At 55.6% G+C, this 15,422-nt stretch carries 11 protein-coding genes; 2 read left to right on the forward strand and 9 right to left on the reverse strand.

Annotation, left to right across the window (positions count from 1 at the left end; translation table 11 throughout):
* Positions 1 to 65: 65 nt before the first annotated feature.
* Entirely contained in the window at positions 66 to 1,298 is a 1,233-nt protein-coding gene (locus CAUR_RS06790) for a multidrug effflux MFS transporter (RefSeq protein WP_012257181.1), read from the reverse strand.
* A 221-nt stretch (positions 1,299 to 1,519) separates the two neighbouring features.
* On the opposite strand from CAUR_RS06790, the gene CAUR_RS06795 reads away from it, so the two are divergent.
* Entirely contained in the window at positions 1,520 to 1,984 is a 465-nt protein-coding gene (locus CAUR_RS06795) for a GNAT family N-acetyltransferase (protein ID WP_012257182.1), read from the forward strand.
* 88 nt (positions 1,985 to 2,072) lie between these two features.
* Here CAUR_RS06795 and CAUR_RS06800 read toward each other — a convergent pair whose 3' ends face one another.
* From CAUR_RS06800 to CAUR_RS06820, 5 genes are all read right to left on the reverse strand, one after another.
* A complete protein-coding gene (locus CAUR_RS06800; RefSeq protein ID WP_012660647.1) occupies positions 2,073 to 2,738 on the reverse strand; it encodes a TIGR04282 family arsenosugar biosynthesis glycosyltransferase in 666 nt (221 codons plus the stop codon).
* Between the two features lie 20 nt (positions 2,739 to 2,758).
* Positions 2,759 to 3,781: an arsenosugar biosynthesis radical SAM (seleno)protein ArsS gene (gene arsS, locus CAUR_RS06805; RefSeq protein ID WP_012257184.1), complete on the reverse strand. Its 1,023-nt coding sequence runs from the start codon at positions 3,779 to 3,781 to the stop codon at positions 2,759 to 2,761.
* A 643-nt stretch (positions 3,782 to 4,424) separates the two neighbouring features.
* Positions 4,425 to 6,332, reverse strand: coding sequence for a VanW family protein (locus CAUR_RS06810; protein WP_012257185.1), 1,908 nt, complete (start codon positions 6,330 to 6,332; stop codon positions 4,425 to 4,427).
* A 292-nt stretch (positions 6,333 to 6,624) separates the two neighbouring features.
* Positions 6,625 to 6,783 carry a Flp family type IVb pilin gene (locus CAUR_RS06815; protein ID WP_012660648.1) on the reverse strand — a complete coding sequence of 53 codons (159 nt, stop codon included), beginning with the start codon at positions 6,781 to 6,783 and terminating at the stop codon, positions 6,625 to 6,627.
* A 345-nt stretch (positions 6,784 to 7,128) separates the two neighbouring features.
* Positions 7,129 to 8,190: an ATP-binding protein gene (locus tag CAUR_RS06820; protein ID WP_012257187.1), complete on the reverse strand. Its 1,062-nt coding sequence runs from the start codon at positions 8,188 to 8,190 to the stop codon at positions 7,129 to 7,131.
* Between the two features lie 251 nt (positions 8,191 to 8,441).
* On the opposite strand from CAUR_RS06820, the gene CAUR_RS06825 reads away from it, so the two are divergent.
* Positions 8,442 to 9,347: a LysR family transcriptional regulator gene (locus CAUR_RS06825; RefSeq protein ID WP_012257188.1), complete on the forward strand. Its 906-nt coding sequence runs from the start codon at positions 8,442 to 8,444 to the stop codon at positions 9,345 to 9,347.
* Here CAUR_RS06825 and CAUR_RS06830 read toward each other — a convergent pair.
* The 3 genes from CAUR_RS06830 to CAUR_RS06840 all read right to left on the reverse strand — a co-directional run bounded on the left by CAUR_RS06830 (position 9,334) and on the right by CAUR_RS06840 (position 15,420).
* A complete protein-coding gene (locus CAUR_RS06830) occupies positions 9,334 to 11,574 on the reverse strand; it encodes an ATP-dependent helicase (RefSeq protein ID WP_012257189.1) in 2,241 nt (746 codons plus the stop codon). The genes CAUR_RS06825 and CAUR_RS06830 overlap by 14 nt on opposite strands.
* 409 nt (positions 11,575 to 11,983) lie before the next feature.
* Complete coding sequence (locus tag CAUR_RS06835; RefSeq protein ID WP_012257190.1) at positions 11,984 to 14,311, reverse strand: sodium-translocating pyrophosphatase; 2,328 nt, start codon at positions 14,309 to 14,311, stop codon at positions 11,984 to 11,986.
* 230 nt (positions 14,312 to 14,541) lie between these two features.
* Positions 14,542 to 15,420, reverse strand: a complete 879-nt coding sequence (locus CAUR_RS06840) for an STAS domain-containing protein (RefSeq protein WP_012257191.1) — start codon at positions 15,418 to 15,420, stop codon at positions 14,542 to 14,544.
* Between the last annotated feature and the right edge of the window lie 2 nt (positions 15,421 to 15,422).

The raw sequence follows: 15,422 nt of genomic DNA on the forward strand, positions 1-15,422 counted from the left end.
GCGGTTGCCCTACCAGTACTTGTTAGATTTCACAGCATACTTGCGGAATGACCAGCAGCCAGGTGCTACTCTTCGCTCACAACTACCGGCTCAGGTTGATCGCGATTGGCCCAATACATCAAGACCAGCGCACTAAAGGCCAGTACAGCGAACCCCATCGCCAGTGGCGTCACTGTGCCGTTGTACGCCTGCCCAATAACCGCACCGAGCGGAATCGCGACGAAGGTGGAAAGCGAGCCAACTACTGCCGAACCTACACCGGCAATATGACCGAGTGGTTCCATCGCCAGTGCATTCATATTGCCGAAGAGAATGCCCAGACAGAAGAAACACGGGATCAGGTACGCCATCAACTTCCACAACGGCGGTTGCCCGGCGGTGATCAGAGCGATCCCGACAAAGAGCAGGGCTATGCTGCACAACGCAAACAGCGCAATTTTTACCAGCGGACGCATGCCGTAGCGCATGACGAGGCGGCCATTCACGAATGAAGCGAGGCCAATCGCCAGGGCATTGATCGCAAAAAATAGTGGAAACAGTGCACCTAAACCGTATTGCTGCTGAAAAATCTGCTGTGACGAATTCAGATACGCTTGCAGGATGGCCGACACTGCTCCGGCCATGAGGGTGTAACCGAGCGTGGTGGCGTTCGCCAGTACTTCGCGGAGCGCACCAATCATTCGGCGTGCCGACAACGGCACCCTGCGCTCGGATGGAAGTGTCTCCGGCTGACGGAGCGCAAACCAGATCAGTGATACTACCCCCAGCACCAGCAGGATGACGAAGATGATGCGCCAGGCAGCCACAAACAGGATAGCCTGGCCGATAGCCGGCGCAATGATAGGTACCACGATGAAGACAACCATAATAAATGACATCACCCGCGCCATCGCTCTCCCGGCAAAGCGATCCCGAATGAGCGCCATTGAGACCCCACGTGGCCCGGCCACGCCCAACCCCTGAAGCAGACGCCCGATCAGCATCATGGGAAAATTGATGGCGAAGATAGCCAGCAGTGAGCCAACACCAAACATGGCGTATCCCAGGTAAATCGCCGGTTTACGCCCGATGCTGTCCGAAAGCGGGCCGTAGAGAAGCTGACCAATCGCCAGGCCGAGAAAGACCATCGTGACGACAAGCTGGTTGGCATTCTCGTGGGGGGAGCCGAGATCGGCGCCAATATCGGCCAGGGCGGGTAACATCAGATCAATCGACATAGCGACCAGCGAGGTCATTAGAGCCATCATGGCGATAAATTCGCCGGTTTGCGGGCCGTGTGTGAGTTTTGACGATGACATGACGTTTCCAGTTCCTTTACGCTATCTGATAGGTTTTCGTCGTATTATGCCCTCTTTGCGCAATCTTGACAAGACAATCTTCGCTTTGTCAAAGAGTTTTGCGCCGGGTGCAGGATGGTGTTTCTGGGATTATCGGCGGCGAGGGCACTGTCTTTTTCCACCCTGGCAGCAGGTTGCGGTATTATACGTAAAGCAGGGTTTCCCCCTCAGCCGGAGGAGCTATGTCAGCAATAATCATTGTCCGCGCTCAACCGTCCGACGCAGCGCTGCTCAAGCAAATTGCTGTGGCTGCCAAGCGATATTGGGGCTATCCCGACCATCTCATCAGCCAGTGGGCCGCCTCGCCGATCATCACCCCAGCGGCGATTGATCACGATCTGGTCTTTGCTGCTCATCAGCAGGGGCAGCCGATTGGCTGGTACCGGTTGATTGTCGATAGCTCACCGGCCATACTCGAAGACCTTTGGGTGATACCGTCCTGGATTGGTCAGGGCGTGGGGCGAATGCTCTTTACCCATGCCGTTGCCCAATGCCGTGCGCAGAGAATTGCGCAGATCGAGTTGGACGCTGATCCACATGCCGTCGGCTTCTATCGCAACATGGGATGTACCGTGATCGGGGAGACTATCTCAGAATGGAACCGACCGGTACCACGGCTCCGCTATACACTTGCAGCAGTGGATTGAAGCCGGGGTTTATGTCTCGTGAAACGTGCGCAAACCTTTGTGTGCAGTGTGTGTTTTGTGGGGGATGATTGATATATCTGCCACCACGTCATCCTCCAGCCTGTGCCAGCACGTGCTCCAATAGTGGCCGGGTGTGGGTCAGAGAGGCTGAACTGGCGATCAAGCGGTGCAGATCAGTAAAGGTGTCGATGTCATACCAAAGGGGAAGGAGCGAGGTCTGAAGCCGCAGTTGTTCGGCAATCGCCAGCGTATCACGCAGTACGGTTGGCGTACTCATGGTGACGCCGGTGAAGAGGGTTGGTGCCGGTCGGCGCAACCCAACCAGATAGTAACCACCATCACTGGCCGGCCCCAGCACAAGATCGGCCCCTTGCGCTAATTCAGCAATAGCCTGTTCGATGAAGGCCACCGGCAAATCAGGGCTATCGCTCCCGATCACAACCACTGCCGGCGCGCCTTCGTTCAGGAGCGCATCGGTGATGTTGGCCAGCCGTTCACCCAAATCAGCGCCAACCTGTGGCCGGTGGGCAAGGTCAGGGGCAAGGCGGGCAAAGTAATCGGCAGCGGTTTCCGGCGCATACGCGATGATCGGCTGCACCCCACGTACACTCCGCAACAACGCCGTCAAATCATAAAGAAACGCTTCGTACAGAGTAGTTGCCTGCTCTGGGGTCAAAGGCGGGCACAAACGGGTCTTAACCCGTCCCGGTTCAGGGCGACGGGCCATCATCACGAGCGCTGGATGCACGCTCACGGCGTGCCGATAGCGCCTGTTCAGGTGGAGCCGGCGGCTGCGGTGCATGCGTAACAGTGTGCTGCGGTGCGAATCTCGCGTCCGGCCAGATCGGCGATGGTCACATCGCGAATGGTCTGCGGCAACGCGAGATCGAGCATCTGATTGAAATCACAGTCGTAGAGTCGCCCATCCCAACCGACCGAGAGCGTGGTGCGACACATCAAGCCATTCACTGTCGCCGGGTTGAACGCCTGAACGAGTAGGTGCATGTATGCTTCCAGCTCGCCATTGGCCTGCAAGTGAGCCAGATAGCGGCTGATCGGCATGTTGGTGAGCGTATACAGGCGATTGAAGACTATGCCATAACGGGTAGCCAGCTCTTGCCGCCAGCGTTGTTCGAGAGTTTCCTGCGCCTCCGGCAGATAAGGGCCGGTTGGATTTGCGATCAGATTCAGCAGCAAACCGCTGCCCTCAATACCGTAGCCCAACGCATTGAGTTCGCGCAACGTTACCAGCGATTGCGCAAAGACTCCCTCACCACGTTGACCATCGGTCGACTCCGGATCGGTAGTCGGCAACGATGCAATGATCTCGACCTGATGTTCGGTAAAAAATCGGGGCAGATAACGATAATTTGGCAGTTGGGCAATCGTCAGATTACAGCGGTCGATCACATGACAGCCCAGCGCACGTGCCTGACGAACAATCTCGGTAAATGCGGGATGCAGCTCCGGCGCACCACCGGTAATGTCGAGCGTCGGAATCCGCCAACGTGCCAGCACATCCAGACAGGCGGCGACAATTTCCGGCGGCATCACCTCCTTGCGGTCGGGGCCGGCATCAACGTGACAATGATGACAGGTCTGATTACAGCGTCGTCCCACATTGATCTGCAAGACATCAATGCGCGACTCGGCCCGTAGCGGGGCCAGACCATAGGCCAGGAGTGTCTCATTGAAGGCAGGCACCGGCACCTGTGCCAGCACCTGTTGCTGGATCAGCGGATTGGCCAATGGATGTGCCTGCCGCTGCAACGTTTGAATCAACCGTTTTGATGGCATTTTTACTACTCCTTGTATTAGAGAGTATACCATGCAATACAAGGAGCATCAGGCGTGATCCTACTGAACCACACAGCAATCACGTCGCCGGATGATACCTGTTTTGGCAATGCCTGTGGCATGTGATTAAGAGCGCGGAAGAGACGATCTCGACCATCTGAAATCCTCTTTACACCTGCTGTACCAGACGGGTTTGGAAAATCCTAACGATGCTATTGTGCTCCCAGACTGTCACCCAGGCGCATGACGCTTGCCAATCACCACAGACTGCCCGTCCTGCACCTGGCCCGTTGGCAGAGAGCTGCTCCTGTTATGCCATCACGCGCTGGATGGGGTGCTTACCCACTCGGCACGCGCTTGTCGCGACGTTTGGCGTGCGGCCCATGCTGCCGCAACAGCCGTGCTCACGATCCGGCGCGTGGCACACCGTTGACTCTACTGGTCACGGGTATGCCGGGTGTGCTCCTATAGAGTCGGTCAGGAATGAACGGGATACCTTCTCGTAGACGTTTTTTGAAATAGGTTCTACACTCCAGAATAGGACAACCTTCTCGCTGTGCGATACGTAGAAGTTTTCTCCATGCTTACGCACAAATCGTACCTGCGGAAACACATTCACACACCGATCACTGCACGAGCACACCTACCCGCTACCACGAACGAAAATATTAGGCCATGGGCGGAAACGGGTGAAGAACAGCTCGCGTCGCACCTCACCATCTGCTTCGGTCACGATGCGGTAGATGGAAATATCACGACCACTGCGCGCAACATCGGTTTGCCGTATTGTTCCACGCGGCAGTGAAGGATCATCAATATAGACCGGCTCAGTCGGTGCACGTACCTCGTTAGCGATGATTGGGCCTTCGATCCGCACCTCGCGTTCAGGACGGGTGCCATACAATTGGACGACCAGCACCTGTGCCTGCTCATCAATACTCGTTTGCATCAGCAGCCAGCGCCCGGTATCGTTGATGAACTTGAGGTCTTGCACCCCGGTAAAGATTGCGGCATCGAGACCCTGACCATCGCCGTTCGGGCCGAGTCCGAAACGGTCGTACCAGCTTATGTAAAACGAGTGGGCATGGCGTTCGGTGATCGGCAGACCGGCCCAAAACGCGGCTCGAAAGACGGTTGTGCTCACCTGACACACCCCACCACCCCATTCGAGCTGAGTCCGGTTGCCGATAATGGCATACCCTTCAACAAAGCCATTTTCGGCGTTGACTTCCCCCAACTGGCGGTTAAACGAAAATTCTTCGCCGGGCGCAATCAATACGCCGTTCATACGGGCTGCACCGGCGCGAATGTTGGTGATGCGGTATGGAGCTGAGCCGGCAAAACTGCTCCGCCCTTCTGCCACCAGCTCGACAATGCCCAGATTGTCGAGGGTTGCTGCCGTAATTTGCGGTTCAACCCGCTCAACCGGTAGAGTCAGCGTGCGGGTTACCGGTGAAGGCTGCATCAGCACATCGGCAATAGCAGTCACCGCGTCAGCCTGACGCAACCGCCGCCCCGGCTGTCCCTCGGCGACGATCCGCACCCGACCGTCACTGAAGCGCAGGCGCGGTTCGGCGGTACCGGTATCAATCATCTGCGCCAGCCCTTCCACGGCACGGGCAAGACGATCTGGATCAACTTCTATTGTTAGTCGACCATCAACCGGTGTTACCCGCAGCAGTTCTGCCAGACGTTCAGGCGTCCAGACGATTGTCTGGTCTTCGACCTTCAACTCAAGCGCACTCCGCAGCAATTGGTCGGCAATCTGCTGGGCAACCACCAGATCGGTATCGTCAATCTGTGGCACGATCTGACGAGTGCGGATCGGCACCGTTTGTGGTTGAAGCGCACGGATAGCCAGCAGCACATCATTTGCCGTCGCGTCAACCAAAAGCTGCGTACCCGGTTGACTGGGCTGACCAACCACGCGGGCATCGGCCAGACTGAGGACAGCATCAGCCGGCAATCGCTCGATCTGTGGCGCCAGACCCAGCAGATAGCGTTGGGTTTGCGCGAGATCGACGGTCAGACGAGGCGTTATATCAATTCCTTCTTGCCAGAGCAACCACAACTCATAGGCCCGGGTCAGCGGATCACCGCTCCGCCCAAGCGCAAAGGCACTATTCACCAGCCGTTCCACATCAAAGGCGACCCCCAACTCAGCGAGTGTCGGTTGCCACTGCTGATCACGAAAGGTAAGTGTCACCGGCTGTTGTTCGAAGGAACGATAGCGCCGCCGCAACTCGATAATCAAATCGGTGCGCGTATAACCACCAATTGACTCGCCATTGAGCGAAACGCCAGGCAAAATCGTTTCAGGATACACTATATCCACGGCGTACAGCGCACCGGTGGGAATTGCGACAAGCAGGACTAAGCCTACCACCAGCCACAACCAGACCGGTACCCGCCGCCGATGGCGCACTGGCCGCCGCACACGGGGGCGGCGCGGCTCATCAGGTGGTAGTTCGTCGTCGGCAAGCGGTGGACGTTGTCCGGCTCGACGGCGATAGATCGGGCCATATTCCTGATAGTAGCGATTGTTCGGCATACGGATGCAGCAACCTTAATAACACCGGATTACTCGCATTGTACAAAACCTTGAGCGTGGCGACAAGTTTCGGATCAGGATATGAAAGTGAATCTGGCAGGTTGGCGTCGGGGTAGAACAGGTTGGGAACTACGAAACGACAGCGCGCCTGTTTCAAGATTGGAAGCTGGAAACACGGTATTCCTTTTGCTGATATGGGCAGGAGGCATCAGCATGGCAAAGATCAGGCAGAAAAAAGCACCACACCCGGCCATTTGGTCGGGTGTGGTTGAGTGTCGTATGATAACGACAATTACGGCTGAATGGTGCCGGCGAGATTGTTGAACAGGTCGCTAATGTTCTGGCCGAGCAGGGTCAGAGCACCGATAACGACGACTGCGATCAGAACGAGGATGAGTGCGTACTCGACCAGACCCTGGCCCTCTTCCTTGGCGAAGAAGCTGCGAAGCATTGTGAACATCCTGAATACTAGTGCGGTTTTACTATTCCCGTGGAGTACCTCTCCACGCTTCGTAGTATATATGCTCGGGCAGGTTTTGCCAATAGCCTGAGGGTACTATTTTGTGTCGGTACTGAATAAGATAGGGGGAGACGAATGAAGGTACTGATGTACTATGCGTCGATGAAGATTTTGTTATTTTGATCGCGTACAAAGTATAGTACTACTATTTATCGTAATACATTATTTCATAAGTCGATGGTTTTGTCAAACATATCAGTTGCGCAATACGGTCAAATAACCCGAACATCGATACCTGTTCGGACGTCGTGCCCACTAACAGCAATGTGAGGAACCTCACGGCAACGGTACGGTCGCCGCCACTCGCGTGCCGCGACCAATAGAACTCTCAATACCAAATTCGCCCTGCAAGAGTACCTCGATCTGCTGGCGCATGTTCGCCAGCCCCATGTTCTTGCGGGTACCAGCGCTGGCAATCGCTTCTTTGACTGCGAAGCCATTCCCATTGTCTTCGATCAGTATCTGAAGGACGTTGTCGCTGTTTTCGAGCATTACGCGGGCCTGGGTCGCCCCAGAATGGCGTACAACATTATTGATAGCTTCCTGAATGAACCGGAAGATTGTTACTTCATAGTGACCTGGCAGACGCTGGTCGAGGTTTTGCACCATCAGGTTAATGTCGATCTTGTGTTTTTCGGCAACCTGAGCGACATAGCGGCGCAGGGTGGGTACCAGACCCAGATCGTCGAGGGTCATTGGTCGGAGATCGAAGATGAATTTGCGCGTCTCTTGCAGCGTGTTATTGACTGCTGTCTTGAGGGCAACCAGTTCAGCACGGGCCTGATCAAGGTCGCGGTCAAGCAAGCGCTGGCAGATTTCAGCCCGCAGCACCAGGTTGCTCATCGCCTGGGCCGGGCCATCGTGCATCTGGAGCGAGATGCGCAGCCGTTCACTCTCTTGCGATTGAATAATGTTGGCAATCATGGTCTGCGGATCGAAGGGGAGATCGGCGACCTTTGCACTCCGCGCTAACTCACTTGCAGCCTGTTCCAGCAATTCAACCACATCACTCAGCAGACTCTGCCGGTTGCGCAGGGCTTCGCGACGGGCTTGCAACTGATCGACTTGCGCTCGCATGGTCTGCAAGCGCATCTGCACTTCGATCAGCGTGCTGAAGAAGGTCTTGATGTCGGTTTTCTCGTAACGATCCAGGTTGACATCGAGATCACGTACCCGGTTGGCGATTGAGGTTTCGCGCATCGCCAACCGATCCACTTCAGCCATATTCTGGCGCAACAACGACTCTACCTCGTTGATTTCACGGCGGGTGCGATCAATCTCGTCGCGGTAGGCCTGAATGGCGTTTGTGATGCGCTGTTGTAGTTCTTCGCCTGACACTGCTGATTCTCCTCTGCTGCCCGTGCAACCGGTCTCTCTGCTGCTCAGATTATAGACGGTTCAGCCAGAGGATGCAACGTTTTGTGTGCAACCCGGCCGACCGGCCTGTTAATCACGGTTACGCTGAATTATCTCGTCGTGCGATCACGACAATGACACGTCCACCTCAATTGTCAAGTCCTAACGCACATAACCGGCGGGATTTGGTATCATACCATGCAGAGTGTTCGCTAATACGGAAGGGCAAGAGTATGGAACTTCGCCATCTGCGCTACTTTGAAGCCGTAGCCCGTCATTCACACGTGACTCGCGCCGCAGCCGAGCTGCATATCGCCCAACCAGCACTCAGTAAGCAGATCAGTCAGCTTGAACGGGAACTGGGTATTACCCTCTTTGATCGGGTAGGGCGTAGTTTACGCCTGACAGAAGCTGGTGAAGCTCTGTTACCGTATGCGCGGGCCATTCTTGCTCAGGTCGAAGAGGCACGGGCTGCGATGGCCGAGCGCATTGGCTTGAAAGCCGGTCGGGTTACCATAGGCGCACCTCCAACCGTGGGTGCCCATCTCTTGCCACCACTGCTCACCATCTTTCATCAGCGGTATCCCGGTATCACGTTGCGCCTGCACGAGGCAGGGATACAGTCACTGCTCGATCTGCTGGAAGCCGGTATCACTGATCTAGCCGTTGTTGCGCTGCCGGTGACCGATGAACAGTTGACGGTAACCCCGCTGTTGAACGAGCCGCTGGTTCTGATTGTCAGTACGACCCACCCACTGGCCCGGCGCAGTGAAGTGATGATGACGGAGTTGCGTCACGAACGCTGGATTCTATCCCCATCAAGCTATGAGTTGCGCGAAGCAACCTTAAAGGCCTGTCGCGAGGCTGGTTTTACGCCTCAGACCGTGCTGGAGGGCGGGGAAACGGAAACCCTGGTGCGGTTTGTGGCCGCCGGATTGGGAGTGTCGCTGGTACCTGCCCTGGCTGTCGCCGGTTGTACTGATGTCGTGCGCCTAACGGTGTCTGACCAACATCTGACCCGTTCACTCGGCCTGGTCTGGCGGAGTGATCGCACAGCTTCGCCGGCAGCCCGTGCCTTGCGCGAGTTTCTGGTGAACGAAGTGCGCCAGCGGCCAATTGAGACCTTTATCCGTCCCTAAGCTGTTCAAGCCGGGCAAAACTCGCCAATAGTCGGCGTTCGCGATCAGCAAAACGGACGGTCACCTCTTCATCACCTTCGATCAGGCGGCTGTCAACGACAATTCCTTCGCCGAAGGTGGCGTGTCGCACGCGCTGTCCAGGGAAGAAAACGGCTTTTTGTGGTGTGGGAAGCGGAGCCTGGTTTCTTGACGTGCGTCGGTTCTGCTCAGACTGACCAGAGGTGCGGAACTGCCACGTTGTCCCAGCTACAGCGGGAATAGCCCGATAACCACGACGATGCACCTGCTGGACGAGTGTCGGTGGAATGTCGTTGAGAAACCGAGAGCGGGCACCGATATTCACGCGACCGAACATGGTGCGTTTTGTCGCATGACAGAGGTATAAACGCCGTTGGGCACGGGTCATCCCGACGTAAAGGAGACGGCGCTCTTCTTCAATCGAGTCGCGGTTATCCAGCGACCGGCTATGCGGCAGCAGTCCCTCTTCAATCCCTAGCAGAAAGACACAGGGAAACTCAAGCCCTTTCGCCTGATGGAGTGTGATGCAGGTGACCGTATCGCTGTTGCGATCAATCGCATCAACATCGGCAACCAGAGCAATCTCTTCGAGAAAGGCAGTAAGTTGAGTCTCAACCGGCAAGTTGACATACTTCAAGGCCGCATTTCGTAACTCCTGCACGTTGCGCCAGCGATCATCGGCTTCATCGCCATCGTATTCGCTGTAGAGGGTTGCGCGCACGTCGATTCGATTGAGCAGATAATCGATCAGATCACTCAGCGCCATCATTCCGTGCAACTGATGCAGCTCGCTCAGCAGGCGATAAAACTCAGTCAGTGCAGTACGCGCTCGTCCACCAAAGGGATGGGAAATCGCATCATTGTCGGCAATCTCGCGCAACGCCTGATAGAGTGGTAGTCCCAACGTCCTGGCCCAGGCGATCAGCTCCGCAACGGTACGCTCGCCAATCCCACGACCTGGCCAGTTGATGATGCGTTGTAGACTGACGCTATCGTATGGATTTGCTATCAGCCGGAGATACGCGAGCACATCTTTGATCTCTTTGCGTTCGTAGAAACGCACCCCACCAACCACGTAGTACGGCACACCGGCATGAATGAGAGCCTCTTCAACCAGACGGGACTGCGCATTGGTACGGTACATGATGGCGCAATCGCCGGGACGAGCCTTTCCTTCCGCGATTAAGCGCAGAATTTCATCAACGACAAACTGGACTTCGTCCTCTTCATCGCTTGCCTCGTACAGCGTGACCGCCTCGCCTTTGCCGTTGACCGTCCAGAGGTTTTTGGCGTATTTGCGTTGGGGGCTGGCGTGCATCAACGCCTGCGCAGCATCGAGAATAGCCTGCGTGCTGCGATAATTCTGTTCGAGCAAAATCACCCTGGCATCGGGATAATCGTGTTCAAATTGCAAGATATTACGAATATCGGCGCCACGCCAGGCATAGATACTCTGTGCTTCATCCCCGACCACAAACAGATTGCGGTCGCGTTCGGCAAGAGCACGCACGATCAGATACTGCGCACGGTTCGTATCCTGATACTCATCGACGAGCAGGAACCGGTAGCGCTGATGGTAATGATGAAGGATGGCAGGATGTTCCTGGAACAGGCGCACCGTTTCGACGAGCAGATCATCGAAGTCGAGCGCGTTGCTTTCAATCAGGAGCTGTTGGTACCGTGTGTAGCAACGGGCGACAATCTCGTCGAAGTAGCTACGGGCAGTGCGAGCAAATGCCTCTGGATCAACCAGCTCATTTTTGGCTCGTGAAATGACCCCTAGAATAGCGCGCGGCGGATACTGCTTTTCATTGAGATTCAGTTCGCGCAACACCCGCTTCATCAGGCGTTCTTGATCATCGCTATCGTAGATCACGAAGTCACGTTCACGACCGAGATGAACAATATCGCGTCGCAGCCAGCGCGTACAAATCGCATGAAAGGTACCGATGGTTATCTCATGAGCAACGGTTTCGCCCACGAGCAGGTTCAGACGTTCGCGAATCTCACGCGCTGCCTTGTTGGTGAAGGTGACTGCCAGTATCTGAAGCGGATCAATCCCCGTCTCGGCGATCAGATAGGCGATCCGGTGGGTAAGCACACGAGTCTTACCACTTCCCGGCCCGGCCAATACCAGCACCGGCCCGGTAACGGTGGTCACGGCACGTTGCTGGGGTTCATTGAGGTTAGCTAAAAGATCACCTGTCATGATCGATTTGGGAATTGGTAATACGTTCTGACAATTCAGGCACGAACAGTATAGCACACCTGCTTTGCTGGCAGGTGGGTTGTTTGATGATGATATCAACTTTTGACAATAATGAGCATTGTCCAGGTGTAATCTTCGTGTTAACGTGCTACCGGGTGTGCCGGCGACACGCCACGTGGGTCGTCGCTGACCCAGAAGCATCGCTTCAGCACATCTGCACTCAGGTGCGCCGCCAGGATGATGGCTGGATAGCATGTCATCCGTTCGCTACGTAGATGAGGCGCTATGAGGTAGTCGGTGGTGCGACGAGCCGGTAAGGTGGAACCCTGCCTCAATGTGGAAAAGCCGGCAGACTAAAACCCCCTGTGCAGTTCAGCACAGGGGGTTTATTCATCGCATAGACAAGTGTTTAATCAGCCGAAGCCGGTGCCTGAGCGATCTCTTTGAGCGCCTCGCTCTCGCGCTTGCTCTGCCAGATTGCCCAGACCAACGCCGCGCCACAGATGATCATGGCGATAATCACGCCGGGGCTACCGGGTTCGATGGTCACCACAATGGGTGCAATGATCAATGCGACCAGGTTGATGACCTTGATCATCGGGTTGAGCGCCGGGCCGGCCGTATCCTTCAGGGGGTCACCGACCGTATCACCCACAACTGCGGCCTTGTGCGGCTCGCTGTGCTTACCACCGAAATTCCCCTCTTCGATATACTTCTTGGCGTTATCCCAGGCACCACCAGCGTTGGCCTGGAATACTGCCATCAACTGACCGGTCAGGATAATCCCGGCCAGGAAGCCACCCAACGCTTCGACACCCAATGTAAAGCCGACGATGATCGGTACCATCACCGCGATCAAGCCCAGGCTGATCAGTTCCTTCTGAGCGGCGGTGGTTGAAATCTGGACGGCACGGGCATAGTCGGGCTGCACCTTGCCTTCCATCAAACCTGGAATACGGAATTGCCGGCGCACCTCATTGACAATTTGTGCCGCGGCCCGCGAGACGGCGCGGATGGTGAGTGCTGAGAAGAGGAATGGTACTGCACCACCGATGAGCAAGCCAATAAATACCGGCGGAGCAGCAACGTTGATCGACGCCAGCAGTTCAATACCTTGCCGGCCTTCATTGATCATTTGCTGCAAGACCTTGTTCACGTCGGTGAAATACGACCCGTAAAGTGCCACTGCTGCAATCACCGCTGAACCGATAGCGATACCTTTGGTCACCGCTTTGGTCGTGTTACCAACTGCATCGAGATCGTCCATCACATTGCGGGCATTCTTGTCGAGGCCGGCCATCTCGCCAATCCCGTTCGCGTTGTCCGAGATCGGCCCGAAGCTGTCCATCGAGATGGTATTGCCGGTCAACAGCAACATCCCGATACCGGTCAGCGACACGCCGTAGAGAATAGCGGTAAACTGGGTAGCCGCTGGCTCGCCAGCGTAGATCAGGACTGACGTAAAGATCGAGGCCGAGATCACCAGAATCGCCCAAACGCTACTCTCCATACCCAGAGCCAGACCAGAGAGAATATTGGTCGCCGATCCGGTCTGTGAAGCCTTAGAAGTCTCTTTCACCGGGCTAAAGTGGGTGCTGGTGAAGTATTCGGTCAGCTTATCCAACACAATTGCCAGCACCACACCCGACAGAGTGGCGAAGAACGGTCGCCAGTCAACTTCGCCGGTCGCTTCGTTCACCATAAAGACGGGCGTAGCTGCGGCACTGGCTGCAATTGCCAACCCGGCAGCAATATAGAAGCCGCGATTCATCGCAGCCATTGCATTGCGCTTGCGCTCATCGGTGGTGACAAAGAGATTGCCGATCACCGACGCGACAACACCAATGGCGCGCAGTACCAATGGGAAGATGATAAAGCGCAGATCGTAAGCACCATCACCGATGGTACCAACCACAGCATCACCCAGCACCAATCCCAGGATCAATGCCGAGACCAGGGTCACTTCAAAGCTCTCAAACACGTCGGCAGCCATACCGGCACAGTCACCGACGTTATCGCCTACCAGGTCGGCAATGACGGCAGCATTGCGGGGATCATCTTCTGGAATACCGGCCTCAACCTTGCCCACCAGATCGGCGCCGACGTCAGCCGCCTTGGTGTAGATACCACCACCAACGCGCATGAAGAGTGCGATCAGCGATCCGCCAAAGCCAAAACCAAGCAGTGCATCCGGGGCGGCAATTCCGAACACCATAAAGATCAGCGTACCGCCGAGCAGACCAAGACCGACCGTCAGCATGCCGGTCACGGAACCGGATTTATACGCCACCTGCAACGCCGGATTATAACCTTTCCGGGCTGCCGCCGCGACCCGCACATTCCCCTCAACCGCCACATTCATGCCGACGAAGCCAACGGCATAGCTGAAGAGTGATCCCATCAGGAAGGCTACTGCCCGCCCGATGGCAACCCAGATTGTTGCCGCTTCTTTACTCCCAAAACGTTCAACGGCTTCAGTCGTGGGGGGAATAATAAACACACTTGCTGCCAGCACAAACGTCAAAATCACGATCAAAATTGAAATTGTACGGAATTGTTGACTCAGATAGGCATTGGCGCCGGTCTTGATAAAACCCCAGACCTCACGCATTTTGGGAGTGCCCGTATCCTGGGCGAGGATTTGACTACGAATGAAGAAGGCGTAACCGATACCGAGCAGTGAGATGACGAGAACGGCCCAGACTGCAAGGCTTTGGACGGCATTCAGATCCTGCATGATCCCAACTCCTTCGTTGCACGAATGCACGAACCGATGTACCTGCCGGCGCAGCGTGTGATACTACTCTCACGCGGGGCGCTGGTTATGGTGGAAAAAACCCTTACGGTAGACGTGGATTATTCTAGCATAGTCGAGTTACGATTGCAACGGGCGGCACAATCGCAATGTTGGGCAGAAGCCGTGCGAAGATTGTGCGTTTATCTCTGAAGCCAGCCAAATCTAAACTATCATCGTTCATGATGATCGCTTCTCTTACGCACAATCTGCCGCCCCAGCCGTCGAAATGCCAGCTCGACCCCATTTTGCAGATTAGCGCCAATGAGAATGTGGCCAAGATCAACGCCAAGCTGGACGATAGTCTGGGCAATTTCCGGGCCAATACCGACCAGAATCACCTGGGCACCGATCAACTGTGCTGCCCGTGCTGTTTGTAAGAGGTAACTCGCGACAGCGGTATCGATCACCGGCACGCCGGTAATATCAATGATCACAATGTCTGATTGACGTTCGGCAACCGTCGTTAGCAGGCGTTCCATCATCTGGCCGGCACGGAAACTGTCAATCGCGCCGACCAGCGGCACGACCAGAATCCCTTCGTAAAGCGGAAGAATGGGGGTGCTCAGTTCACGAATAGTTTGTTGTTGAGCCTCAATCTGATCGGTTTGGTCGCGAAACTGGTGGTGCAATTGATTGTACGTAAAGCTAAAACTGGTGACAATAGCACGTCTAAACTGCTCCAGCATATCTTCTATAGCGCGCACCGTGTCAACGGTACAATCCGGGCGCTCAGCGGCAAAGGCCATCAGCACGTCCCAGATGAGTGAACGAAAGATATCGACTGCTATCAAGACATCGCTGAGCAAAAACCCGGTATGAGCGCGCACTTCACCAAGCGCTTCTGCATACGCCAGCAACGGTAGCAGGTCTTGGGTACCAATTGCTTCCGCCAGTGATTCGATGGTGGTGCCTACCGAAAATGACAACTCTTCCTGATTAAAGCGAGCATAACCGGCACTCTGACGTTGCACCTGTTGCGCCAGTGCGTGTTCCATTGCCGAACGCCGGGCCAGGAGAAAGTCTTGTAGATCGGTGAAGATATCTGCCACGC

The sequence above is a fragment of the Chloroflexus aurantiacus J-10-fl genome, from assembly GCF_000018865.1.
Lineage (GTDB): Bacteria > Chloroflexota > Chloroflexia > Chloroflexales > Chloroflexaceae > Chloroflexus > Chloroflexus aurantiacus.